Here is a 24,030-nt window from a genome sequence, read left to right on the forward strand (position 1 = left end):
ATACTTTAGCGCCCAGCCCGGACAGACAGCCGGTGCGGTGCGCGCCAGGCAGCGCCCCCGTGTTGTCGCACGCGCGAATTTTTCCATAACCTCTCCGAAGTGTTTAGCCTTTGCTAACTTTCAGCGCATGGATTCTCCCAACCGTTCAGAAGACCGGCGCATTCTTGGCGCCACCCTCGTCGGCACGACCATCGAGTGGTACGACTTCTTCATCTACGCTCAAGCCGCCGGCCTCGTGTTCGGTACGCAGTTCTTCGCCCCCGCGAGCAGCGATAACCCCAGCCTCGCGCAGGTTTTCGCCTGGGCATCGCTGGGCATCAGCTTCCTCTTCCGCCCGCTCGGCGCCGCCATCGCGGGCCACCTGGGCGATCGCATCGGGCGCAAGAAGGTGCTCGCGGGCACCCTGATCCTCATGGGTATGGCCACCACCCTGATCGGCGTGCTGCCGACCTACGCCGCCATCGGCATCGCCGCTCCCCTGCTGCTTGTCTTCCTGCGCATCCTGCAGGGACTGTCCGCGGGCGGCGAGTGGGGCGGGGCCGCTCTACTCGCCGTGGAGCACGCACCGAAGGGCCGCCGCGGGCACTTCGGCTCCTATCCGCAGATCGGCGTGCCCACCGGCCTGGCACTGTCCACCGTGGTGCTGCTGGCCATCACCGCGATCATTGGGCAGGAGGCCTACCTCGACTGGGGTTGGCGTATTCCATTCCTGCTGAGCTTCGTGCTGGTCATCGTGGGCGTCATCGTGCGCGCCAAGGTCGCCGAATCCCCGGTGTTCCAGGAAATGCGGGAGCGTGCCGCCGAGTCCAGCGCCCCGTTGGGTGTGCTGCTGCGCGACCACTGGCGTCTCGTGATCCGCGCGGCGCTGATCTTCTCCGGTAACAACGCCTCCGGCTATATGATCATCGCCTTCATGGGCTCCTATGCCACGAAGGAGCTAGGCCACGATCAGGTCAGCGTGTTCCTCTGGGTGGTCGTCGCCGCCCTGGCGTGGATCGTGCTGACGATGTACTCCGGCGGGCTCTCCGACCGCATCGGCCGGGTGCAGACCTTCCTCTGGGGCTACGGCATGCTCATCGTGATCGCGGTGCCGGTGTGGTTCCTCATCGACTCCGGCTCGCTGTGGATCTTCGGCATCGGCATGCTGCTGTTCATCCCGGGCCTGGCCCTCTCCTACGGCCCGCAGTCCGCCCTCTACGCGGAAATGTTCCCCCGCGAAGTGCGCTTCTCCGGTGTGTCCGTGGCCTATGCCCTGGGCTCCATCCTGGGTGGTGCCTTCGCACCGATGATCTCCCAGATGCTCTTCAACCGCACCGGGATGATCTGGACGGTCGGCATCTACCTGATGGTGATCTGCCTGATCTCCGTGATCGCGCTGCTGCGCACCCCCCGTAACCTCGCGGACGCCGAGCTCTAAAGCGCACCGGCTACCTGCCCCGCAAGCTCGTGGCTTGCGGGGTTTTTCTATCCCAGCAGCTTTTCCGTTTGCCCGTAGCGGCGTTCCGCCGCCGCGCGGGTGTCCTCCCACCACTGCTGGTTCTCGCGGTACCAATCGATCGTCGCCGCCAGGCCCGCGGCGAAGTCGGTATACCGCGGCTGCCAGCCCAGGGCTTGCATCGAGGACGGGTCGATCGCATAGCGGCGGTCGTGCCCGGGGCGGTCGCTCACCCAGTCGAAGTCATCCGGCTCCCGGCCGAAGGCCGCCAAAAGGTCCCGCACGACCTGCAGGTTATTTCGCTCCCCGTCCGCGCCGATGAGGTACGTCTGCCCCAGCTCGCCGCGGTCCATAATCGCCCAGACCGCGTCGTTGTGGTCGTCGACGTGGATCCAGTCGCGGACGTTATCCCCCTTGCCATACAGCCGCGGCCGCTGCCCCTGCAACAGGCCGGTGATCTGACGCGGGATGAATTTCTCCGGGTGTTGGCGCGGCCCATAGTTATTCGAACAGTTACTGATCGTGGCCTTCAGCCCCAGGCTGCGGACGAAGGCGCGCACCATGTGGTCAGCCGCCGCCTTGGACGCCGAGTAGGGAGAGGAGGGCTGGTAGGGGGTCGTCGGGGTGAAGCGTTGCGGTTCGTCCAGTGCCAGGTCCCCGAAGACCTCGTCCGTAGAGACGTGGTGCAGGTAGACACCGTGACGCACCGCCGCCTCGGCGAGGTGCACCGTCCCATCCACGTTGCTGCGAACGAACAGCGCCGGGTCCAGCAGCGAATTATCGTTGTGCGACTCCGCCGCGAAGTGGACGATGGCCAGCCCGTCGACGTCCGGAACCTCGGCGGCGACCTCGTCGACCAGGGCGAGCACCGCATCCCGGTCCGCGAGGTCCAGCTGCGTGAATCGGAACCGCCCCGGATAGGCATCCTCCAACGGGGTACCGTCCGTAGAGCGCAGGTTCAGCGGATTGGCGGCATAGGTCATCGCGTCCACGACGTGCACGTGCACATCCGGGCGGGTGGCCAGCGTGCGGTGGACGAAGTTCGCCCCAATAAAACCGGCACCGCCGGTGACCAGCACGTGGGTCAACCGGCGGTGGGGCGCTGCCGCTTGGTCAGCGGTTTGAGCGGTCACGAGGAAGCGTCACACTCCAAGCGTGGGTTCTAGTCGGTGGTTTAGTTCAGGCCAGCGTAGGAGTGCAGACCGGAGACCACCATGTTGATGAAGAAGAGGTTGAAGACCATCGTCGCGAAAGCGATGACGTTGATCCAGGCAGCCTTGGTGCCACGCCAACCCGGGGTTGCGCGGGCGTGCAGGTAGGCGGCGTAGAGGATCCAGGTGATGAAGGACACCGTCTCCTTCGGGTCCCAGCCCCAGAAGCGGCCCCAGGCGGCGTCCGCCCAGATCGCGCCGAAGATGATGCCCAGGCCGAAGATCGGCAGGGTCCAGATCGCGCTGCGGTAGGCCAGGGCGTCCAGCTTGGAGGCATCCGGCAGCGGGGAGGCGATGGCTCCGAAGAAGCCCTTTTCCTGCCCCTTCGGGTGCCAGCGGCGCAGCAGGTACATCAGGGAAGCCATGCCGGAGAGCAGGCCGATGCCGCCACCGATGGAGACGGTGGAGACGTGGATGACGAACCAGTTGGACTGCAGGGCCGGGACGACCGGGGCGGTCTCCGCGTAGAGCTTCGTACCGCCGTAGAACAGCAGCAGGGTCACCGGGGTCAGCACCCACGGCCACATCACGCGCATCGAGCGGCGGTTGATCACCACAGCCGCGGCCACCATGGCGAACAGGGTCACCACCGCGACGTACTCGAAGAGGTTGCCCCACGGGAAGCGGTTCGCGGACATGCCGCGCAGCACCAGGAAAGCGGCGTGCACGGCGATGGCCAGCCACACCAGCGCCTGAGTAATCCCGCCGAAGGTATCCGCGCGCTTCACGCGCTGCAGGATCGTTTCGGTGCGCAGCCCCGCCGGCAGGTCGGCCTCGTCCAGGGAGGAGGTCGCGATACCGGAAACGTCGGCCGCGCCGTCGTCCCCGACCTCATCGGCAGCGACGTCGGTGGAGCCTGCACCGGATGCGCCAGCACCAACCGCCACCTTCTGGCGACGCTTCGCCTCCTGCGGGGTGGCCTCGTTCTTCAGCACCCGGGCGCGCTCGCGGCGGGCGTCGTTCGCCAGGCGGACCAGCCCGTAGTAGAACAGGGACACCGCCAGGGCGAGCAGGTACAGCACCACCGTGGTCTTGTACGCCAGGTCAGAAAACTGCGCGAGATCTTGATTAATCTGCATGGATTATTTCGATTCCTCAACGGACTAAAGGCATACGCCGACTAAGGCGCATCTCTTGCACATCTAAGATTATCCCCGCCTAGCGGGAAATCCAACACTCCAGCGGCGCCGGATAGTGGCAGCGACCAGCAAAAACGGATTAGCGATCGCGGAGCTGCTCGTCAAGCCCGTCGCCGAAATCCTCTTCCCAGCTACCGCTGGATACGTGGTGCTCCTCGTCCAGGTCCTCCTCCTCGAGGCCCAGGATCCGCTCCGCGGTGCGGTTGAACTCCGCACCCCAGCCGGCAGCGTCCGTGCGCGCCAGGCCCGCGATCTCGACCACGGTCCCCGGCTGGCCGTCCTCCCGCGGTGCCAGGCGCACCCACAGGCGGCGGCGCTTAATCGCCAAGGACACCACCAGGGATACCAGCATCAGCATCGAGAAGATGAAGACCCAGTACAGGCTCGGGTCGTGGCCAATCTGGATGTTGATGAACTCCTTGGCACCGTCGAAGGTGATCTCGGTGCCGTCGTCCAGCGTGACCTTCTCGCCGACGCGTAGGTTCACGCGATCCAGCTTCTCCAGCAGGCCGTTATGCATCTGCTCCGGGTGCAGGGAGAAGATGGACTGCGCGGTGCCGGCGTCCAGCCCCGTCTGGCCGCGGTAGACGTCGATGGCCACCGCCGGGTCCGTCATCGCCGGGTAGCGGGAGGTCAGCAGCGCACCCTTCTCACCGGTGAACTCCGCGGTGGGGGCGAATAGCCCCTGGATGGCGACCTGGTTATTGCGCCGCTCCAGCTCCGTGTCGAACATGTCCGCCGGCGGGTCCCAGCGCATCGCGCCGGAGGAGAGGAAGTTGATCTGATCGTCCGGACGGAACTGGGTGGTTTCCGTCACCGTCTCGCCGTTCGGCCACTTGATGGTGAACGTCGGCGCGTAACCGTGGCCCTGCAGGTAAATGCGGTCGCCCTCCAGGCGCAGCGGGTGGTTAACCTTCAGGGTGGTCTTTTCCCACTTCTCGTGCGGCTCGTAGGCGGCATCGCCGACGGCGTAGTCGATGTCCGATTCGAAGTCCACTGCCTGCCCGTTCGGCAGGTACTCCGCCTTAAAGTTCTTGACGTTGATGCAGAACGGGTGCAGGCCGGTGCCGTCGAAGAGCTGCCCGTGGCGGAAGGAGTCGAAGTTACCGACCGCGGAGTTACAGAACTCGGAGTTCTCCGTATCGGCGATGATGATCGCCTGGCCCTCGTAGTAGGTGAGACGGCCGACTCCCACAGCCACGAGGATGCCCACCAGGGCGAGGTGAAAGACGAGGTTCGCGAACTCACGCAGGTAGCCACGCTCCGCGGAGATGGACCAACGCCCCGCGCGGTCGTCCTCAGCGGACGTCTCCGCGATGTGCCAGCCCTTGAACTCGCGGCGCAGCAGCTCCTTCATCGCCTCCGGCTCGGTGTCCACGGTGCCGGAGATGTGATTCGGCATCCGCTTGAGCACCTTCGGGGCCCGCGGCGGGGTGGAGCGCAGCGCCTGGTAGTGATCCCAGCTGCGTGGCAGGATGCAGCCCACCAGCGAGATGAACAGCAGTACGTAGATCGCCATGAACCACGAGGAGCTGAAAACATCGAACAGGCCCAGCTTGTCGAAGACCTCGGCGGTCTTGCCATTGGCGGCGATGTAATCGGCCACCTTGTCCTGGTTCAGCGAGCGTTGCGGCAGCAGGGCGCCGGGAATCGCGGCGAGGGCCAGCAGGAAGAGCAGCACCAGGGCCGTCTTCATCTTGGTGAGCCACTGCCAGCCGCGCTTGGGCAGGCCCAGAATCAGCCGGGCCACGTTATTCCCGCCCGGCTTCGTACCGGCCTTGCGCTCAGTCATGAGAATGCCCTTTCACGTTGTTTTCGCACACGCTCTACGCACCCGTTAGATCGGCAACGTTGCATCACTGATGAACGCGTCCCGAACCCACTCCACAAATATTGCCCACTGCCCGGTGAGCAGCAAAATTCCAACAATCACCAGGAGGATGCCGCCGGCCACCTGGATGCGGCGGGAATGGCGGCGCAGGAAGCCAACACCCGCCAGCGCCCGGCGCGAGCCCAAGGCCAGCAGGATGAACGGCAGGCCCAGGCCGATGCAGTAGGCGATGATCAGCAGCACCCCGCGCGCGGCGGTCGTGCCCTCGGTGCCCGCGGAGACGGAGATGATCGCCGCGAGTGTGGGGCCCAGGCAGGGCGTCCAGCCCAACGCGAAGATCCCGCCGAGCAGCGGGGCTCCCGCCAGGGTCGTCCAGCGCTTCGGCGCCATCCGGGTATCGGCCTGCAGCGGGGTGATGAAGCCCATGAAGACCACGCCCATGAGGATCGTCACCGCGCCACCGATGCGCATGAGCAGCTGCTGGTTGATCCTCAGGGTGCTGATCAGGCCGAAGACCGTGACCGTGGCGAGCAGGAAGATCACGGTGAAACCGGCGACGAACAGCAGCGCCGCAGCGCCCACGCGTCCCCTTTTATTCGCGACCTTCGTGCCCTGCTCGGTGAACTCGGTATCCGCGCCGACCACGCCCGCGAGATAAGAGATATAGCCCGGCACCAGCGGGATCACACACGGCGAGGCGAAGGAGACCAGGCCCGCCAGCGCGGCTGCCAGCATCGCAAGAACGAGCGGACCGGCGGAGACCGTATCCGCGAAACGCTGGCCGATATCCCCCGCAGCGAGGGTCAACACAGCCTGCTCCGGGCTCAGCACTTAAGCACCCTCCCCGGCCCCGGCGCCGTCATCCTCGTCGAGGATCGGCTCCAGGACCTTCCACAGTTCATCGTCGGTGATTTCCTTGAGGAAGATGTGGGCCGGACGGTGCTGCTTATCCAGCACGATGGTCGTCGGGACGACGGACGCCGGGATACCGCCCAGCCGCAGCGCGGACTTGAACGGTGGGTCGTAGATGGAGGGGTAGGTGATGCCGTAGGTGCGCACAAAGTTCTTCGGCTTCTCCCGCGACGAGTCGCGGACGTTGATGCCCAAGACGGTGCCGTCGCCGCGCTTTTCCAGCTTCTCGTGGACGCGCTCCAGGTCATCCGCCTCGGAGCGGCACGGCCCGCACCACTGGCCCCAGGTGTTCAGGACGACGGCCTTGCCGGCATAGTCCTCCAGGTTGATCTGCTCGCCTTCCTCCATCAGGGACTCGCCGGTGAGGTTGGCGACTTCCTTGCGCTCCTCCTGCGGGTAACTGATGGAGGTCTGCCCCCCTGGGGAGACGAATTCGAAGGTGCCACCGACCGCGACGGCATCGTCGCCGGTGGCGCCCTCCCCGCAGGCGGTGAGCCCGCCGAGGGAGATGGCGGCGGTGAGCAGCGCGGCCAGTGCGGCGCGGCTGCGCGAGCGGAGATTGGGACGGGTGCTCCTCAGATGGGCGCCTCGTCGCGACATGGGACCTACCTACCTTTCTGCTGCTATTCGCTCGGGTTGCGACCCGTTAAATATCGGCTGCGGGCTCGGAATAGATCATGTCCACCAGCTCCTTGCCCTCGAAGATCAGGGAGGTCACGCTGGCGAGGTTGCACTGGCGGGCGGCCGGGTTGTGGGCCAGCTTCTGGCCGCGCACATCGCGCTGGATCATCACGATCGGCAGCTGGTGGCTCACGATCACGGCCTCGGAGCCACGGGCGGCAGCGCGGGCGGATTCCACGGCCTCCCACATGCGGTCGCGGATCTCGGTATAGGGCTCACCCCAACTCGGCTCGGCCGGGCGGCGCAGCATGTGCCAGCGCTTGGGATTCCACAGCGCGGAGCGCACCCCCTTGATATGCAGACCTTCGAGGTCGTTACCCGCCTCGATGACCCGCTCATCGGTCTGGATCTCCAGGCCGAGTTTCTCGGCGAAGGGCCGGGCCGTCTCCTGTGCGCGCTGCAGCGGGGAGGCCACCAGGTGGGTGACGTGGTGGTCGGCCAGGTCGGCGGCCGTGGCATGAGCCATGTTCTCGCCCCGGGCGGAAAGCCGGTAGCCGGGGAGGCGACCGTAGAGGATCCGATCTGGGTTGTGGACCTCGCCGTGGCGAACCAAATGCACGATGGTTGTCATGCTTGTCGAGCTTACCGGCCGACCCGGCCTGCGCCTAAGCCTCCGCGGCGGCGGCTGCCTTCGCGGCTGGCACGAGGGCGGCCTCGAAACGCTCGAAGTCCGCGTCCGTCAGCGCGGTGGAGACGAACCAGGTCTCGAACACGCTCGGCGGGGCGAAGATGCCGTTGTCCAGCAGCTCGTGGAAGAAGGCCGGGTAGCGGAAAGTCTCCGCGGCCTTCATCTCCTCGAAGTTGGTGCCCTCGCCGTCCGCGAAGCGCACGGAGAACATCGTCCCAGCGCGCTGGATGTGGTGCTCCACGGACTCGCGGTCCAGCGCCTCGGTGATCAGCCCGATCAGGCGCTCGGCGTTGGCGTCCAGGGTGCGGTAGGCCTCCTCGTCCGCCAGCTTCAACGACGCCAGCCCGCTGGCCATCGCGACCGGGTTACCGGAGAGGGTGCCGGCCTGGTACACCGGGCCGACCGGGGCCAGGTGGTCCATGATCTCGGCGCGGCCACCGAAGGCGGCGGCGGGCAGACCACCGGAGACGACCTTGCCGAAGGTCGTGAGGTCGCCGGCCACGCCGTCCTTGCCGAACCAGCCCTGGTAGCCCACGCGGAAGCCGGTCATGACCTCGTCGACGATGAGCAGCGCGCCGTTGGCGTGCGCAATCTCCTTGAGCTGGGCGTTGAAGCTGGTGCCGTCCGCGGTGATGGAGGAAACGGTGCCCATGTTGCCCGGGGTGGCCTCGGTGATGATGGCGGCGATCTGGCCCTCGTTCTCCGCAAATGCCTTCTTGACGGCCTCGATGTCGCGGTACGGCACCACGACGGTGTCGCTGGCGGCGGCCTTGGTGATGCCCGGGGAGTCCGGCAGGCCGAAGGTGGCCACGCCAGAGCCGGCGGCGACGAGCAGGGAGTCCACGTGGCCGTGGTAGCAGCCCTCGAACTTCAGGATCTTGTCGCGACCGGTGAAGCCACGGGCCAGGCGCACGGCGGACATGGTGGCCTCGGTGCCGGAGTTGACCAGGCGGACCTTCTCCACGCTCGTGCGGTTGACGATCTCCTCAGCCAGGTCGACCTCCAGGGAGGTCGGGGCGCCGAAGGACAGGCCGCGGGAGGCGGTCGACTTCACGGCCTCGACGATCTCCGGGTGGGCGTGCCCGTGGATCATCGGCCCCCAGGAGCACACCAGGTCCACGTAGCTGAGGCCATCGGCATCCTGCAGCTGGGAGCCGGAGGCGGAGGTGATGAAGGGGGAGGTTCCACCGACCGAGCCGAAGGCGCGCACCGGGGAGTTCACACCCCCTGGGATGAAGCGGCGTGCCCGCTCCATCGCCGCCGCACTCTCGTGGTGGCGCTCCTCGGCTGCCGCGTTGACGTTGGTGTTGGTCGAAGCCATCGCCTACATCGCCCTTTCTTGTGAAGATTCATCGTCGGTTTAATGCACTACGCTCTCATCCTACCGATGGCCCCGGACACCCCTGCCGGCCCGTGGGCCCGCCTGGTGAGCAGGCTTCTGGCCTAGCAAGCCGACTGCGCCGGGCGCGGCTGTTCACCCCGGTGCGCGAATATCTCGACCCCTAGCGACCGGCGACGCCGGGGCCGGTGATGTGCTCCTGCAGCTCCCGGCCATCCTCCGTGGCGTTCAGGCGTGCGCTCTCCACGAACTGCTCGCGCTGCTCCGCGCGACGGCGGCGCTCCCGGCGGCTGCGCAGCCGCTCGACCCAGCCCTGCCAGGTGTGCGTGTGCCGCATCGTGGCGGCGTTGTAGTTGTGCCGCAGGATGCGGGAGCTGCGCCACTCGATCATGGTGGAGCTCAGCAGCATGACCACCGTGGCGGCCATCGGGTTCATCACGCCCGCCACAGCCAGGGTGATCGCGATAGCGTTATACGCCCAGGCCAGCCACACATTCCAGTCCACGGTGTTGCGCACGTGGCGGACGAAGTTAATCAGGGTGGGGATCGCCATGACGTCGTCCCGAAGCAGGACCACGTCCGCGCTATCGGCCTCCGTCCGGCTCGGGGACCCCATGAGGATGCCGACATCCGCCACCCGCAGCGCGCCGATCGAATCCTGATCGCCCACCATCGCTACCCGGTGCCCGCGGGCATGCACGCCGCGCACGGCCTTGGCCTTCTTGCCCGGCACCACGCCGGCCAGCACGGTAGACGCCCCGATGGAATCCGCCAGGTGGCGGGCAACCGGGTACATGTCGCGGGACATCATCAGCGTCTCCACACCCATCGATTCCAGCTCCTCGATCGCGAGGGCGGCGTCGTCCTTAAAAGCATCGGCGACGTTGATGACGCCGCGGTCCTTACCCTTCCAGGACACGACGACGGGGCTGCCACCGGACAGCGCCGCGGAGGCCAGGTGCGGGTCGCGCACCTCGCCCAGGTCCTTTGGTCGCCAGACCCGGGCGGTGACGCGACGGACGTTCTCGTCATCCGTCAGCTCCGGGGAGGCCGGCAGCTCGTGCCGGTCGCGGCGCACCACGTCCTTATAGTCCTTCCCCTTCGGCGGGACCGGGACGTCGATGGAACCCACAAACGTGCCCTCGGCGTTCACCTTCACCTCGCCGGTTTCCAGCCACACGGGGATGGTGTCGAAGCCGGAGTTCGCGTCGCGGGTCTCGCGGTCCGCGCGGACGATCGCCTTGGAGACCGCGTGCTCGGACTCCATCATCAGCGAGGCCGCGACGCGCAGCACCAGCTCCGGGTGCTCCCCGTGCGCGACCGTCAGGTTCACCACGTTCATCGGTGCCCGGGTGAGCGTGCCCAGCCGGTTGAAGATGATCGAGTCCACGCCGGAGAGCCGATGGATCGTCGCGCTATCGCGCAGCAACATGCCGTAATTCGCCGCCCGAGCCAGGCCCAGGCGCAGGGCCAGAGGCGCGGAGAGTGCCAGCGCCACCGGGCCCACCGCCGCGAGGACGGAGAGGCTGGTCGCCACGGCCGCGTCTAGGGAGCCGTTGAAGATCAGCCACATGCAGAAGTTCACCACCGCGATGGCAAAAGCCCACGGCACCAGCAGGCCGGCCGAGCGGTTGGTGATCTGCGCCATCCGGTTCTCGTCCTGCGCGGCGTGGGTGAACCAGCGCCCCATCGCGGCCAGGCGGGTGTGCGAGCCAGTGGCGTAGGCGCGCACCTTGAGCGTCTGCCCGTGATTCGTCGCCCCGGCGTAAATCCGGTCGCCGACCACGAGCTCCTTCTTGCGGTCCACTCCCCCGACCGGCCCCATGTCCACGACGCCGCGGCCGCTGATAACCTCGCCGTCCACCGGGCACGTCATTCCCGTTTCCAGCAGGACGTCGTCGCCGCGCCTGATCTCCGCGGTGGAGATGACCTTCTTCTCCGACTTGTTCTTCCGAATGACGGTGATCGGCTCGTTCTTCGGCGGTTGCAGCACCGCCAGCACGGCCCGGGTGCGGATCTGGTTCCGCCGGGAAAGGAGGCGACCGAAGAGCAGCAGGATCGTCACGCCGCACGCGACGTCGAAAAAGATCGCACCCTCGAAACTCGGATCCGACCAGGTGCGGGCCAGCCACACGGTGTTGGCCCGCCACGTCGGGTCGGAGGCGGAGGTCGTGATCAGGGAGAGCACGGAGAAGCCGTAGGCCAGCAGGATCGCTAGGCTGCTCGCCCCGTCGAGGGCGGACATGCTGCGGCGCACACCGGCGACCATCGCGCGGTGGAAGGGCCAGGCCGACCAGCCGACGACGACCGTGGACAGCGCCAGGCAGACCCACTGCCACCAGTCGAACTGCAGGGAGGGGATCATCTGCATCGCCACGACAGGCAGGCCGAAGACGACCGCGATGATGAGCCGCCAGGCGGTCACCAGCTCGCGGGCGGTGTGCAGCACCTCACCGGCGCGGGCCTCCCCACGGCGGCGCGCCCCCGCACCCTCCTTGCGGCGCCGGGCGGCCATGATGGCACGCTCGCGGGCGGATTCGCGGCGGGACCGGATGCGCGGGTCCTGCTTCGTCAGTCGCGTGGCGCGGCGGCGCAGCGAGGAGGCGGTGAGATGCCCGCGGATCCCGGCGTCCTCGAGGTGGCGCTGCACCTCGTCGGGCCGCACGCTATCCAGCGCGGAGATCCACACCATGTTGGCGGAGTACACGACCACTGCCTCGACCCCGTCGATGGCGTTGAGCTCGTACTCCAGGGAGGTCGCCTGCGCCGCCGACTCCAGGTTTTCCAGGTGGAAGGCGTAGGACGAAAGTCCGTTGCCCGTGCTGAGCACGTTGCTGTGTTCTTCGGCGTCGTACTTTTCGACGTCCACGCCGGCCGCTTCGGCCGCGCTGCGGGCCTGCGCGATCGCCAGGTCGAGTTCCTGGATGTCGTCGCCCCGCCCGGGTTGGGGTGTGGAGAATTTTCCCGCCATCGGCTCAGCTTAGGCCTTATCTTCGCTATCGGCACTCTCATCCTGGGACTTCCCCCAGGGGATGCGACGCTTCTTTCCACTCTTGTGCTTATCGCGCTCGCGGCGGGCCTGCTCGTATTCCTCGGCATAGCGCTCGACCTCTTCGCGGCTCGGGATGCCGAACCACTCCTCGTTACCGGGGCGGGACATGAACCACATGCCCACGCCCGCGGTCACGCCGGCCAGGATGCTGAGCACGCCGAGGGCGAGGACGAAGCCGACCGCCATCGTCGATGGCCCGGAGGACAGGCTCATCAGCACCGCGGTGAGCATGAGGTAGACCGAGCCCACGTTGAGGAACATGCGGGAATACACCGCGCCTCGCCCGGCGCGCAGCGTGAGCCACGCGCAGATCAGGGCCGCGATGATGAGCCAGGCGGTCGTCAGGGCATTCGTCCCCAGGACGAGGGTGTCGATGGAGACGTTCTCCGTCACCTCGTCGGGAACACCGGCCCCCTCCTCAATCGTCTTGGTGACGGTGCGGCGCAGGTCGCGGTCGTCGCTCAAGTTCGCGGCGAACTGGACCAGGGCGTAGAAGATCTGCAGGCCGCTGACCGCCAGCCAGGCGCGCACGCCCAGGCGGACGTTCTCCGGGGCCCCCTTGAGGCTCGGCGCCAGGCCATCCGGGCGGCCCACCTTCGGTGGCTTCGGCAGCTCCGGGGGCATGCCCGGGTTCGGGCTTCCCTGATTCTTAGAGCCATTGCCAGACTGCCACTGATTGTCCCGCCCCTGAGGGTTGTTCCAACCGGGCCCGACCGGGCCGCCGTCCTCCGGCTTGGGGTAGCCGGGGATGTGCCCGTTATCGGGGCTGGCCTCCCATTGCCGGCCCTGCTGGCCGCGCGGCCGCGGCGGACGGGACTGCCCGGAGGGAGTGGGAGAAGAAGAATTGCTCATAAATCGCAGATCAAGGGGTCGTGGGGAGAAAATACATGCCGACAATCAGCGGGATTGTCGGCACATCCTTCGGCTAGCCGCGCAGCATCTTCGCGACGGTCGTTGCCCAATAGGTCAGGATGATGTCCGCACCGGCGCGGCGAATCCCCGTCAGGGACTCCATGATCGCCGGCTCCAGATCGATCCAACCGTTCTGGGCTGCTGCACTGATCATCGCATATTCACCGGACACCTGATAAGCGGCCACCGGAACCGGGGACATGTCCGCGACCTCCCGCAGCACGTCCAGGTACGGCATCGCGGGCTTGACCATCACCATGTCCGCGCCCTCGTCGATATCCATCTGGGTCTCCAGCAGGGATTCCCGGCGGTTGCGGGGGTCCTGCTGATAGGTGCGGCGGTCGCCGGTCAGGCTGGAGCCGACGGCCTCGCGGAACGGGCCGTAGAAGGCGGAGGCGTACTTCGCGGAGTAGGCCATGATGGAGACGTCCTCGTGGCCGGAGGCGTCCAGGGCCGCGCGGATGACCGCGACCTGGCCATCCATCATTCCGGACGGGCTAACGATGTGAGCGCCGGCGTCCGCCTGGGCGACCGCGAGGGCGGCGTACTGCTCCAGGGTGGCGTCGTTGTCCACGATCTGCTGGCCAAAAGCGTCCTCGCCCTGCACCCCGCAGTGGCCGTGGTCGGTGAATTCATCGAGGCAGGTATCGGCCATGACGAGGATGTCGTTGCCGAATTCCTTACGGATCGCACGGAGGTTTTTGTTCAAGATCCCCTCCGGGTCCACCCCCACTGAGCCGGTGGCGTCCTTATCCTCGTCCAGCGGGACACCGAAGAGGTCGATGGAGCCCACTCCCGCCTCCGCGGCTTCCTCCACGGCACGCAGCAGAGAGTCGGTGGTGTGCTGGTAGACCCCAGGCAGGGAGCTGATTGGCTTGGCCTCGGTCAGGCCGTCCGCAACGAACATCGGCAGGACGAGCTGGCTCGGGTTCAGGCTGGTCTCCGCCGTGAAATCGCGCATCACCGGGTTGGTGCGCAGGCGGCGCGGGCGGCGGGGAATATTGAACTGCAGCTGGGAATTCTGTGCGGATTCAGACATAGCACCGATGGTACGCCACGGGGCAGACACCACCGTTGCCTCTGCCCATCGCGCTCTGGCAGGCTGTGCGGCGCCGACGGCTGCGCAGGGATTCCCGGTGCCGGCTGAGCCTCCTGGACGGGTTTTTATTCGGCTGTGTCCTCGGATAGGCGCACGGCCCAGGTCACGGTCTCGTCGCCGTCCTCCGTGATCCACAGGGCCTCGACGGTGGCCCGCAGCCCCGCCGAACCTTCCACCTCAGCGAGCAGCTCCGCCGGCGGATGGATCATCGTTCCGAGCAGCGTGCGCCGCACCTCGGCCCCGGCGCGCGCCTCGCCGGCCTCCGCGATGAGCAGTGGCTCGCGCGGCTCCTTGAAGTCCGGGGTGCCCACCTCGCCGCGGACGTACAGCCGAACCTCGCTGGGCACGTGCGGGCTGGCGATCACAAACGGGTCCGCCGCGTTCACCGCGGGCAGCTCACCCCAGGCCACCAGTCCGATCTGCTGTTTCTGCCCCTTGGCTCCGCCCCACGCGCTCGTCGCGAGGATCGGGGCGTCCTCACCCTGGGCGAAAGCCTCCGGAAGACCGTCGAAGTCCGTAAGAGCTCGCACTGGGACCACGTTGCGGGTGTCCTGCGGCGGTGTGCCGCCAGCTGGGCTGGAACCGCCGTGCTTCTTCTTTGCTGCCATGGCCCCTACTTCACCACAACATGCCCCGTCGCGCCGCGTTCGGCGTCCACAAAACGGTGGTTGACGAAGGTGTACGTCCCCGCCTCCGGGAATTCCGCCTCCACGAATCCACCCTGTGCGGGCTGAAGGTCGAGCGCCTGCCCAGCACCGGAAGGCTGATTACGCACTGTGTAGGCGCCCTCCTTGTACATCACCGGGAATTGCGTCCCCACGATATGGAAACTCTCGGCGATATTCGGGCCAGCGTTGAGCAACCAGAACCGTGCCCGCTGCCCTGGCTCCAGGCGCAACGGGGACTGAACGTACTGGTTCTCCAGCCCGTTAAACACCACCGCGCTCGGTTGGGCGGCCTGCAGGAGCTCCTCGTCTACCGGCTGCTCCGAGTCTGAGTCCAGGCCGTAGACCTCCGACTGCACCAGCAGGAACTCCTTGTCCACCGGATCCAAGTCCGGCGGATCGATGATCACTGCGCCGAACATGCCGGCCGCCACGTGCAAGCTCATCGGCATTGTCGCGCAGTGGTACATCCAAATCCCGGCGTTATCTGCAGTGAAACGGTAAGTCAGCTGCTCCCCCGGGGCGATGTCTCGCATGGGTTCATCCGGGGAGACGATGCCCGCGTGGAAGTCGATGGAGTGGTTCATCGTGCCGGAGTTCTTCAGCACGATTTCGAAGGTATCCCCGACCTTGCCACGCAGGGTTGGTCCCATCGGTTTGCCGTTGAAGGTCCACCAACCGCGGGTGGCTCCGCCTTCGTGCGGGGTTCCCTGGACCTGCTGGACGTCGATCGTGATCCGGTGGGTGCGGTTCGCGCTCGCCGGTGCGAGTTCCGGGTCCCGCATCCAGGCCGGGTCGAGCGGTGTATCGGGGATTTCCTCGCCTGGGCTCCCGGAGCCGGCACCATGAGCAGTGTGTCCCGACCGGGTTCCTCCGCCGGAAGTCTGTGACGCATCGCCATCGCCGCTGGTGTGGACCATGAAGGTCATGCCCTGCATGCGGTGCCCCGCAATGGTGCACCACCCTTCCACGTCCGCGCTGATGATTCCGGCGTCGAGCACACGAGTGTCGCCCGGGGACACGCGCCCCGTTTCGGCCCCGGTTGCGAGTTTCAGGTCGTGGTCCTGCTTGTCATCGTTGGTGAGCACGAGTTCGAGTTTGTCGCCGGGTTCTACGGTGACACTGTCGGGGTGGAAGGCCATGCCCTTGGCGGACACCTCCACCCGCACGGTGTTGCCCGTGGGGACGATCTGCGAGTCGGCGGTCGTGTTCGTGGCACCACCGGATCCCCCAAGAGCTGCCCCGCTGGCGAGCACCAGGGCAATCGTCGCGATGGCAGCGGCTACTTCGGCGACGCCACCGCGCCGTGTGCTGCCCACCGGGTTCTCGCGGTTTTCTGACACCCCTGTGGTTGCCTCGTCGGGTTGCTCTGCGGGCTCGTTCTCGGGGCGCTCGGCCACTGTCTCTCGGCGCCCACGCGCGATGGCCGCCAGGCGTGCGCCTTGAGCCTTAACCGCCCTAGGAATCAGGGGCACCACGAGAGCGAGTGGCAGGAGGGTCAGCACCGACACGGCAACCTTCAGCCAGCTACTGATCGGCAGCAGCCACACCGCCAAACCCAGGTTCAGCAGCACCGTGCGGAATGGTCCAGCCCAATCCAAAGCCTTCAGCCCCGCGGTAACGGCGGGGCGTGGGCCACCAATCGTGGTCGGCAGCAGATAGCTCATCACCCCCAGCAACAGCTGGGCCGCAAAGCCCACGGTCAACGCCAGCGTTGGCAGCGTGGCCTCGCTGGCCGGGGTGCCGATGGCGATCTGACCTGCGAGCCACAGCAGGCCGCCGATGAGCCACAGCGGGGCAGCCACCATGGCTACGCCCGCAAACACCGGTGCGTTCCCATTAAAGATCCCCTGCAGAACCGCTGGGGCATAGGTAGACAACAGGATCCCCCAGGCGGCCACATAAGCGACAAGCCCGCCAAGGACCACGAAGCGCTGGTCAAGGAGCGCGCCACCGCCGATGCTGAGGACTCCAATCCCCTGCAGGATGATCACGCCCCACAGCCGCCGAGCCGCATGCCCCACCCCAGGACGTCCGTCGCGTGTCTTGTCGCTGTCCAGCGCGCTCTGCAGTTGCGGGGCGAGGAATGTCAGGCTGGCGGACGCAGCAAAGCCCAAAAAGCCCAGCACGTTCACCGCGGTGTGTGCCAGCAGGAGGCGTTCTTGCCACGGTGAGGACATGCCCACTGCCAGGAGTGCGCCCGCGATCGCGCCAATCGGTAGGAACAGGGCTGCAAGAATATATGCGCTGACGGGCACCAGCGGCAGGCTGTGCTCCATGTGTGCCCGGGCTGTGCGAGCCTGCCGCAGCAGGCTTAGTGCGTGCGAGCACAAGCTCAGCCCCACGATCGCAGCACCAGCGACGGTGATGCTGTGCGCGATCGTTAACGCGGCATCGAAAGCACCTTCGGCCCCCTTGCCGAGCTGACCGATCATCGTCAACGCAATACCTGTGTTGAGCACCCAGATGCGCCTCAGCTGGCGCGGCCGAGCGGAATCCGGGCATCGCTGGTCTAGCAGCTGTTCGGTGAAGCGTTGGGACCACACGACGATGGAGTTGGTCACCGCACCCAAGGTCAGCAGGTGGATGAGCACCCAGCGGTATTCGGGCAAAGCGGGGTGCACGAACCCGGCGACCAGCAGGAGACTCAGCCAAATGTTGACCGGGCGCCCGGCCCGCCGGTGCCACGACCGCCGACTATCATGCATCCCAGATACTCCTTTTCCCATGTTTCTAGCTTACTGGGACGCGCAAACCCGCCGGCATCACGTGCCGACGGGTGTCATGGCTTCTCCCCCTACTTCGCCGTTGCGTTCTGCTCGCTCGTCTTCTTCCGACGGCGACGACGCTTGCGCGGCGGTGGCAGCTGCCCCTTCGCTCGCAGGTCCGCCACGTGGGCGGCCAGGGCATCCACCAGCTCCGGAACGCCGGCGACCTCCGGCATGACGTCCACCCGCAGCCCGTGTTCCCGGGCGGTCTGGGCAGCCATCGGGCCGATGCAGGCGATGATGGTGCGCGAGTGTGGCTTACCAGCGATGCCCACCAGGTTCTTCACGGTCGAAGAGGAGGTGAAGCACACCGCGTCGAAGCCGCCGGACTTGATCATGTCTCGGATCTCCGGTGCCGGCGGGGCGGCGCGGACGGTGCGGTAGGCGACGACGTCGTCAACCTTCCAACCCAGCTTCAACAGCCCCTCGACCAGCACCTCCGTCGCAATATCCGCGCGCGGCAGCAGCACCCGGTCGACCAGGTCCAGGTCCGGATCGCGGGCCGGGAACACGTCGACGATACCGGAGGCATTGCGGGCGTCGTCCTTGGGCAACAGCTCCGGGGTGATGCCCAGGGCCTGCACCGCGCTGGCCGTCTTCGGACCCACCGCGGCCACCCGCACACCAGCCAGAGCGCGGGCGTCCAGGCCGAAGTCCTGGAGCTTCTCCCAGGTCGCCTTCACCGCATTGACGGAGGTGAAGACCACCCAGTGGTAGTGACCATCCACGAGGTTCTTGATGGCGCGTTCCATCTGCGCCGGGGTGCGCGGCGGCTCGACGGAGATCGTCGGCACCTCCACGGGAATCGCGCCATGACTCGCCAGGCGCGTGCTCATCGGGGCGGCCTGCGCCTTCGGGCGCGGCACCAGCACGGTCCAACCGTAGAGGGCGCGGTTCTCCCACCAGGAGTACTTGCTGCGGTTGCCGGCCTGGGAGCCGATCGTGACCAGCAGCTGCTCCGGCAGCTCGCCTTCCTTCGCCGCAGGCCCGGAGGCCGCTGCAACAGACTTCAGGGTGTCCAGGGTGACGTCGTAGCTGCGCTGCTTACGGGTCGTGCCGTGCAGGGTGACGGTGGCCGCGGTCGAGCCCGGGATGTTGCGTTCCTTCAGCTCGGTGGCGATGGTGGCCAGGTCGCTCGGCGCGGCGGTGAGGATCAGAGGCAGCCCCGCGGAGGCTAGCTGGTCCCAGTCCGCCCCGCCACGCACGTCGGCCTCCGTGAAGTCCGAACCGACGCCGATGCCCGTGAACGCGGGCACCGCGACAGACCCCGTCATGCCAGGGACGACCTGGAAGTCCACACCCAGGTTCGCGACCTCCTGGAGCTCCAACATCACGGCCTGGTTGGACAGCGGGTTGCCAGCCACCAGGCGGATGACGTCCTCGCCCTCGCGGGCCAGCGCTACCATCTCCTCGGCGATCTGGCTCGCGGTCAGCTGCTGGACGGGCTCGGCCTCCCCTTCTGCCACTGCGCCTTCCCCGACGAAGGGCGCGGCGATCCGGATCTCAGCGGCGGTCGGCGGCGCGGGACGGGGCGGCTTCCGGCGGGCTCCCGCCTCCTTCGCCGCGGCGACCCTGGCCTGCCACTCGGCCTCAGCGGCATCGATCTTGTGCTGCGGGACGGGCACCTGGGCCCCAACCAGGGCACGCACACCTTCCAGGACGTCGGGGTCCACCCACGCGTGGGCGGTGCTCTCCAGGGCCTTCTGGGCGCGAACGGTCAGCAATTCCGGATTTCCGGGGCCGGCACCAACGAACAGGACGCGGCCTGTCCCCTGCGGGGTAAGTCCGGAGGTAGTCATACTGATCTTTTCCATGTCATTTCGGGGCAGTTCCGAGGGGAACGCTCTTTCGGGTGGCGGGGTGAGGCGGCTCGCGGTACCCCACCCCGGGGTTCCGCAAGCCCACTTTTAGCTCTCGCGGGCCTCCGCCACGAGTTCTGCGGCTCCGGCGTCCAGCAGGACCCGGCCGATCTGGGCGCCGACGCCGGCGGCAGCCGCACGCCAGTCGCCCGCCAGGTCAATGTTCACGGTGCGGGTCTCCAGCAGCTTGCGGGAGCCGTCGATGGCGAACACACCACCGGTGACAGTCAACTGATTCTGCTCTTCGTTAAGGGTCGCGTGTGCGGCCACCGGGGCGGAACAGCCCGCCTCCAGGGTGGAGAGCACGGTGCGCTCGCCGACCACGCAGGCATAGCTCGGAATGTGGTTCTGGGCGGCCACGGAGTTCCAGGCCTCCTCATCGTCCGCGCGGACCTCCACGCACAGCGCGCCCTGTGCCGGGGCGGGCAGGATAAGCTCCGGGTCGATGGACTCAGCGGCCTTATCCAGCCAGCCAACGCGCTCCAGCCCGGCGCGAGCGAGAATCACGGCGTCCAGGTCGTCGCCGACCCGGCCCATGCGGGTGCCGATGTTCCCGCGCAGCGGCAGGATCTGCAGGTCCGGGCGCAGGGCGCGCAGCTGAGAGACGCGGCGCGGGGCGGAGGTGCCGACCTTCGCTCCTTCTGGCAGCTCCATCAGCTTCTTGTTATCCACGCTGATCAGAACCTCGCGGGAGTCCACGCGCTTCGGAACCACCGCACGGAAGCGGGCGTCCGGGGCGGTCGGCAAGTCCTTGAAGGAGTGCACCGCCACATCGCATTCGCGCTCATCCAGCGCGGTGCGCAGCGTCTCGGTGAACACGCCCACGCCGACCTTCGCGACCGGGATCTGGGAGGCCTGGGAGGCATCCCCCGGGGTGTGGACGATGTGGAGCTCGGCCTCGTAGCCGGCGTCGATCATGCCCTGGCGGACATGGCCTGCCTGGGTAGTAGCCAGCGTGGAGCCACGCGTACCGACGAGCAAACGGCGGTTATCGGTCATCGTCTTTCCCTCCTGGGGTCGAGGCCTGAGTCAGGTCCTGGTAGGTCGTGCGGTACACGGCCCGCGCGGTGGATACTCGATTTTCTTGCGGTTTCTGCTGCTTCCGCTGCCCACTGCCCGCCTTCGCGCCCTTCACCGCGCTGACCTGCTGAGTCATGCCGGTCGGCAGGTTGAACAGCGCAGCCAGGGCATCTGGGTAGCTGACGGACTGACCCGCCGCGGAGAGCTTCTTGGCCTGCACCGTCGGGGTGTGCAGCAGCTTCTCCACGAGGCGGCGCATCGAGCGGTTCACGGCCTCGCGGTCCTCGTCGGACATCCCCGGCGTCTGGCGCTGCAGCGCGAGCATCTCGTTGCTGAGCGCGTCCATCGCCTGCTGACGCAGGGCCTTGACGGTGGGGACGACAGCCTGGGCGCGCTGCTGCTCAAGGAATCCCTCGAGCTCCTCGGCGACGATGCCGCGGGCGGCGTCCTCGTCCTCGATGGTGTCCTCGGTCATCCCGGTGAGCTCTTCGATGTTGAGCAGCGCAACCCCCGGCACGTCGGCCGTGGCCTGCTCGATGTCGCGGGGCATGGACAGGTCGATGAGCACCTGCTGACGACCCTCGCGGACCTGTTGCGCGGCCTTGATGTCCGTCGCACTGACGACGGTTCCCACCGCACCCGTCGCGGAGACGACGATGTCCGCCCCCGTCAGCGCCGCGGGCAGTTCGTCCAGGCCGATGCCACGGGCCGGCACACCAGCCTCCACCGCGTGGGAGGCCAGTTGCTCGGCGCGGTCGACGGTGCGGTTCGCGACGGTCACGTGCTCGATGCCGAGGCGGCCCAGGTGGGAGGATGCGAGGGAGGCCATCGCGCCTGCACCGATGACGACGGCGCGGCGCCCGCTCAACGCGTCGCTGCTGGCCTCCGGGATCCCCAGCACGGTCAGCGCCTGGTCGAGGGCGAAGCTCACCATCGAGGAGCCGGCGGAGTCGATCTCCGTCTCACTGTGGACGCGCTTGCCGGTACGCAGGGCTCGCTGGGTGAGGTCGTGGAGGGTGCGCCCGACGGTACCGGCCTCCTTCGACTCCTCGTAGGCGCCGCGGAGCTGGCCGATGATCTGCTGCTCCCCCAGCACCATGGAGTCCAGGCCGGAGGCAACGTTGAGCATGTGCTCCACCGCGGCGTCCGAATAATGAACATAGAGGTGCGGTTCCAGGTCGCCGTCGGCGAGCCCGGAGTAGGTGGCGATGGTGTCCACGATGTGGTCGAGGCCGGGGTGGAAGGCGTTGGCGACGGTGTAAAACTCCATCCGGTTGCAGGTGGACAGCACCAGCGCCTCGGAGAGGGAGTCGTGATCCAGCAGGGCATTTTCCAGCTTGGGAAGGTCGCTATCGACCGTGGAGACCTGCTCGAGGAGGGACACCGGGGCGGAGCGGAAGGAAAGCCCGACGAGCAGCACGGCGGCGGAACCGGTTTGGACGTGCCCAGCCATCGGTCTTGCGTGCCTCCTCGCGAACCGGGAGTCGGACCCGGGTCTTGGGGCCGCCGACGATGGGCCGAATGCTCCCCCGTGGTGGGGTGATGCACCGCAGCCGACGAGGTCGGTAGCCAGATGCTGCTGATGGGCGCAGCTCCCCTGCCGACGCTTGCCATCGGCTCTTTAACAGCTACCTACGGTATCCCTTAACCGACCCCAATGACAAAACAGGCATAGCCGACTGTTATAGGGGCGGGACGTTGGGAACGGCGCGCAGCCCAACTGTGATGTTCCGTGGAACGCCGCGTTGCCGTTTTAGCCCTCAAGCGCAGCCGCGAGCTCTTCGTTGTCGACTTCCCAGCAGGCGAATTCCTCATCGTCGATGAGGACGACGGGCACGCGGTCACCGAATTCCATTTTCAGCTCCGGGTCCTCGTCGACGTCGACCCGCTCCAGCGTGGCGTTTTTCGCCGCGACGACCGGGCGGATCTGCTCCCAGACCCGGGCGCAGGAGCCGCAGGTTGTGCGGGTCAGGAGGGTCACGGTTTTCTTCTCATCACCAGTCACGGATTCAACGGTACCTTGGTAGCCGTGGGCGAGATTAAGTCAACAGCTTTCCGTGTCAGCGAACCCATCCAAATCATTCAACCGACCCAACCTAGCCAACCGAGCCAACACAGCTTTTCCCCCGTCACCCCAACACAATTAGAAAGCGGCCGAGCCTCCGTCCATGGGGCATGGTTGGCCGCGGGCGGCACACTGAGGTTGTCCCCGCCCAAAGCGGATGTTCCGCAAAACCCCAGCACCGCGGCATTCTTCGACCTGGACAACACGATCATCAAGGGGGCGTCCTCCCTCTGGCTAGCGCTGGGGCTGGCCTCCCGGCGCTTCTTCACCATGGGGGATATCGCGGGCTTCGCCTGGAAGCAGGCGAAGTTCATCCTCTCCGGCACCGAGAGCCAGCCGGATATCGCCTCCGGCAAGCAGCGGGCGCTCGAGATCGTGCGTGGCCGCAGCGAGGCCGAGGTCGTGGCGCTCACGGAGGAGATCTGGGAGAGCACGATTGCCCAGCGGATCTTCCCGGGTGCCCGGGAGCTCGCCGAGGAGCACCTGGAGGCCGGCCACAGTGTGTGGCTGGTCACCGCGGCACCGGTGCAGCTCGCACAGGTCATAGCCCGGGCCCTGGGCTTCACCGGGGCGTTGGGAACGGTGGCGGAAGTCTCCGATGGGAGGTTCACAGGCCGGCTGGTGGGAGATATCCTGCACGGCCCCGAGAAGCGGGATGCCGTGGCTGCCCTCGCGGAGCAGCAAGGCTACGATCTTTCGTGCTGCGTGGCGTACTCGGATTCCTTTAACGACATGCCGCTGCTTTCCCTGGTCGGCCGGGCCGTCGCGGTCAACGCTGATCCCCGCCTGGCGGAGGCAGCCCGGGAGCGGGGCTGGCCGACGGTGGAGTACCGAAAGCACGATCCGAAGCGCACGCTGCTGGCGGCCGAAGCCAGCGCGACGGCGGCGGGCATGCTGGCAGCCGGGGCGGTGGGGTGGTTTCTCCTCCCCGCCCTCACTGGCGCACTCTCCCGGCGCTAGGTCTCCAGCGCCCGCCGCCCCGCTGGATTCCTTCAGCGCGGGCATTCCAGCTTCCAGTGTTTAAACAGCACGAAGCCCCAGCGGGGCCGGTTGGCTCCCACTGGGGCTCGTGCGGCGGCATCGCAGCCGTCTCGTCGCGAGAATTGTCTCGCGAGCCGCGAATCGGGCGCGTGGCCCGGTGGCGGCTTACTTGCCCAGCTTGCGACGCTGAACGCGGGTGCGCTTCAGCATCTTGCGGTGCTTCTTCTTGGACATGCGCTTGCGGCGCTTCTTAATCACAGAACCCATCGTGGGCACCTCACTTCAAATTGTTGAAAACTCGTATGCCGCGCCATCGCGACGGTTCCGCAGCCCCGGTAGGCGGCTGCCGCCCGGAAGTCAGCGAACAAGGCGAGCCCTACGCTTCAGCGCTTCATCGCCGGGGTGGCCCGGGAGCTCACATAGGACACGAATT

Annotated in this window: 19 protein-coding genes; 2 read left to right on the plus strand and 17 right to left on the minus strand. The window is 67.1% G+C overall.

Translation table 11 applies throughout. The features are described 5' to 3' along the window. Nucleotides 1–37 precede the first annotated feature (37 nt). Nucleotides 38–1,417 (plus strand): MFS transporter, encoded by a 1,380-nt coding sequence (locus tag HMPREF3097_RS04065; protein WP_070761113.1) that lies wholly within the window; start codon nt 38–40, stop codon nt 1,415–1,417. Between the two features lie 47 nt (nt 1,418–1,464). On the opposite strand, the gene rfbB is transcribed toward HMPREF3097_RS04065, so the two are convergent. The 16 genes from rfbB to HMPREF3097_RS04145 all read right to left on the minus strand — a co-directional run bounded on the left by rfbB (nt 1,465) and on the right by HMPREF3097_RS04145 (nt 22,556). Further along, a complete protein-coding gene (gene rfbB / locus HMPREF3097_RS04070) occupies nt 1,465–2,568 on the minus strand; it encodes a dTDP-glucose 4,6-dehydratase (RefSeq protein WP_070761114.1) in 1,104 nt (367 codons plus the stop codon). 41 nt (nt 2,569–2,609) lie between these two features. After that, entirely contained in the window at nt 2,610–3,725 is a 1,116-nt protein-coding gene (gene ccsB, locus HMPREF3097_RS04075; protein ID WP_070761116.1) for a c-type cytochrome biogenesis protein CcsB, read from the minus strand. Nucleotides 3,726–3,864: 139 nt separating this feature from the next. Then, nucleotides 3,865–5,577, minus strand: coding sequence for a cytochrome c biogenesis protein ResB (locus HMPREF3097_RS04080; RefSeq protein ID WP_070761118.1), 1,713 nt, complete (start codon nt 5,575–5,577; stop codon nt 3,865–3,867). 45 nt (nt 5,578–5,622) lie between these two features. Continuing rightward, nucleotides 5,623–6,447 carry a cytochrome c biogenesis CcdA family protein gene (locus HMPREF3097_RS04085; protein ID WP_070761120.1) on the minus strand — a complete coding sequence of 275 codons (825 nt, stop codon included), beginning with the start codon at nt 6,445–6,447 and terminating at the stop codon, nt 5,623–5,625. Further along, nucleotides 6,448–7,128 carry a TlpA family protein disulfide reductase gene (locus HMPREF3097_RS04090; RefSeq protein WP_070761121.1) on the minus strand — a complete coding sequence of 227 codons (681 nt, stop codon included), beginning with the start codon at nt 7,126–7,128 and terminating at the stop codon, nt 6,448–6,450. A gap of 46 nt (nt 7,129–7,174) precedes the next feature. Next, a complete protein-coding gene (locus HMPREF3097_RS04095) occupies nt 7,175–7,780 on the minus strand; it encodes a histidine phosphatase family protein (protein ID WP_070758566.1) in 606 nt (201 codons plus the stop codon). 34 nt (nt 7,781–7,814) lie between these two features. Further along, nucleotides 7,815–9,158, minus strand: a complete 1,344-nt coding sequence (gene hemL, locus HMPREF3097_RS04100) for a glutamate-1-semialdehyde 2,1-aminomutase (RefSeq protein WP_070761123.1) — start codon at nt 9,156–9,158, stop codon at nt 7,815–7,817. Between the two features lie 181 nt (nt 9,159–9,339). Next, nucleotides 9,340–12,147: a heavy metal translocating P-type ATPase gene (locus HMPREF3097_RS10035; protein ID WP_070761124.1), complete on the minus strand. Its 2,808-nt coding sequence runs from the start codon at nt 12,145–12,147 to the stop codon at nt 9,340–9,342. Nucleotides 12,148–12,156: 9 nt separating this feature from the next. After that, nucleotides 12,157–13,080 (minus strand): MFS transporter, encoded by a 924-nt coding sequence (locus HMPREF3097_RS04110; protein WP_070761125.1) that lies wholly within the window; start codon nt 13,078–13,080, stop codon nt 12,157–12,159. A 73-nt stretch (nt 13,081–13,153) separates the two neighbouring features. Continuing rightward, nucleotides 13,154–14,179 carry a porphobilinogen synthase gene (hemB, locus tag HMPREF3097_RS04115; RefSeq protein ID WP_210398524.1) on the minus strand — a complete coding sequence of 342 codons (1,026 nt, stop codon included), beginning with the start codon at nt 14,177–14,179 and terminating at the stop codon, nt 13,154–13,156. A gap of 125 nt (nt 14,180–14,304) precedes the next feature. Then, nucleotides 14,305–14,847, minus strand: a complete 543-nt coding sequence (locus tag HMPREF3097_RS04120; protein ID WP_070761131.1) for a hypothetical protein — start codon at nt 14,845–14,847, stop codon at nt 14,305–14,307. Nucleotides 14,848–14,852: 5 nt separating this feature from the next. Further along, nucleotides 14,853–17,612 carry a multicopper oxidase domain-containing protein gene (locus HMPREF3097_RS04125; RefSeq protein ID WP_246821268.1) on the minus strand — a complete coding sequence of 920 codons (2,760 nt, stop codon included), beginning with the start codon at nt 17,610–17,612 and terminating at the stop codon, nt 14,853–14,855. Between the two features lie 89 nt (nt 17,613–17,701). After that, on the minus strand, nt 17,702–19,486 hold the full coding sequence (locus HMPREF3097_RS04130; RefSeq protein WP_070761135.1) for a bifunctional uroporphyrinogen-III C-methyltransferase/uroporphyrinogen-III synthase: 1,785 nt from the start codon (nt 19,484–19,486) through the stop codon (nt 17,702–17,704). A 93-nt stretch (nt 19,487–19,579) separates the two neighbouring features. Then, nucleotides 19,580–20,530 (minus strand): hydroxymethylbilane synthase, encoded by a 951-nt coding sequence (gene hemC / locus HMPREF3097_RS04135; RefSeq protein ID WP_070761137.1) that lies wholly within the window; start codon nt 20,528–20,530, stop codon nt 19,580–19,582. Continuing rightward, nucleotides 20,520–22,004, minus strand: coding sequence for a glutamyl-tRNA reductase (locus HMPREF3097_RS04140; protein ID WP_070761138.1), 1,485 nt, complete (start codon nt 22,002–22,004; stop codon nt 20,520–20,522). The genes hemC and HMPREF3097_RS04140 overlap by 11 nt, the downstream gene beginning before the upstream one ends. A 300-nt stretch (nt 22,005–22,304) precedes the next feature. Beyond that, nucleotides 22,305–22,556, minus strand: coding sequence for a glutaredoxin family protein (locus tag HMPREF3097_RS04145; RefSeq protein ID WP_070761139.1), 252 nt, complete (start codon nt 22,554–22,556; stop codon nt 22,305–22,307). Nucleotides 22,557–22,754: 198 nt separating this feature from the next. Here HMPREF3097_RS04145 and HMPREF3097_RS04150 point away from each other — a divergent pair, with 198 nt between their 5' ends. Further along, the gene (locus HMPREF3097_RS04150) at nt 22,755–23,576 is read left to right on the plus strand and encodes an HAD family hydrolase (protein WP_246821270.1); all 822 of its coding nucleotides are present in this window, start codon (nt 22,755–22,757) and stop codon (nt 23,574–23,576) included. A 186-nt stretch (nt 23,577–23,762) separates the two neighbouring features. Here HMPREF3097_RS04150 and HMPREF3097_RS09480 read toward each other — a convergent pair whose 3' ends face one another. Further along, nucleotides 23,763–23,864, minus strand: a complete 102-nt coding sequence (locus HMPREF3097_RS09480; protein WP_012359487.1) for a 30S ribosomal protein bS22 — start codon at nt 23,862–23,864, stop codon at nt 23,763–23,765. Between the last annotated feature and the right edge of the window lie 166 nt (nt 23,865–24,030).

This window comes from Corynebacterium sp. HMSC27B11 (assembly GCF_001815985.1).
Classification (GTDB): domain Bacteria; phylum Actinomycetota; class Actinomycetes; order Mycobacteriales; family Mycobacteriaceae; genus Corynebacterium.

Excerpts from the sequence above, each read along its gene's own strand:
- ccsB (WP_070761116.1), bottom strand. The coding sequence starts at position 3,725 with ATGCAGATTAATCAAGATCTCGCGCAGTTTTCTGACCTGGCGTACAAG.
- HMPREF3097_RS04080 (WP_070761118.1), bottom strand. The coding sequence starts at position 5,577 with ATGACTGAGCGCAAGGCCGGTACGAAGCCGGGCGGGAATAACGTGGCC.
- HMPREF3097_RS04090 (WP_070761121.1), bottom strand. The coding sequence starts at position 7,128 with ATGTCGCGACGAGGCGCCCATCTGAGGAGCACCCGTCCCAATCTCCGC.
- HMPREF3097_RS04095 (WP_070758566.1), bottom strand. The coding sequence starts at position 7,780 with ATGACAACCATCGTGCATTTGGTTCGCCACGGCGAGGTCCACAACCCA.
- hemL (WP_070761123.1), bottom strand. The coding sequence starts at position 9,158 with ATGGCTTCGACCAACACCAACGTCAACGCGGCAGCCGAGGAGCGCCAC.
- HMPREF3097_RS10035 (WP_070761124.1), bottom strand. The coding sequence starts at position 12,147 with ATGGCGGGAAAATTCTCCACACCCCAACCCGGGCGGGGCGACGACATC.
- HMPREF3097_RS04110 (WP_070761125.1), bottom strand. The coding sequence starts at position 13,080 with ATGAGCAATTCTTCTTCTCCCACTCCCTCCGGGCAGTCCCGTCCGCCG.
- hemB (WP_210398524.1), bottom strand. The coding sequence starts at position 14,179 with ATGTCTGAATCCGCACAGAATTCCCAGCTGCAGTTCAATATTCCCCGC.
- HMPREF3097_RS04120 (WP_070761131.1), bottom strand. The coding sequence starts at position 14,847 with ATGGCAGCAAAGAAGAAGCACGGCGGTTCCAGCCCAGCTGGCGGCACA.
- HMPREF3097_RS04125 (WP_246821268.1), bottom strand. The coding sequence starts at position 17,612 with ATGCATGATAGTCGGCGGTCGTGGCACCGGCGGGCCGGGCGCCCGGTC.
- HMPREF3097_RS04130 (WP_070761135.1), bottom strand. The coding sequence starts at position 19,486 with ATGGAAAAGATCAGTATGACTACCTCCGGACTTACCCCGCAGGGGACA.
- hemC (WP_070761137.1), bottom strand. The coding sequence starts at position 20,530 with ATGACCGATAACCGCCGTTTGCTCGTCGGTACGCGTGGCTCCACGCTG.
- HMPREF3097_RS04140 (WP_070761138.1), bottom strand. The coding sequence starts at position 22,004 with ATGGCTGGGCACGTCCAAACCGGTTCCGCCGCCGTGCTGCTCGTCGGG.
- HMPREF3097_RS09480 (WP_012359487.1), bottom strand. The coding sequence starts at position 23,864 with ATGGGTTCTGTGATTAAGAAGCGCCGCAAGCGCATGTCCAAGAAGAAG.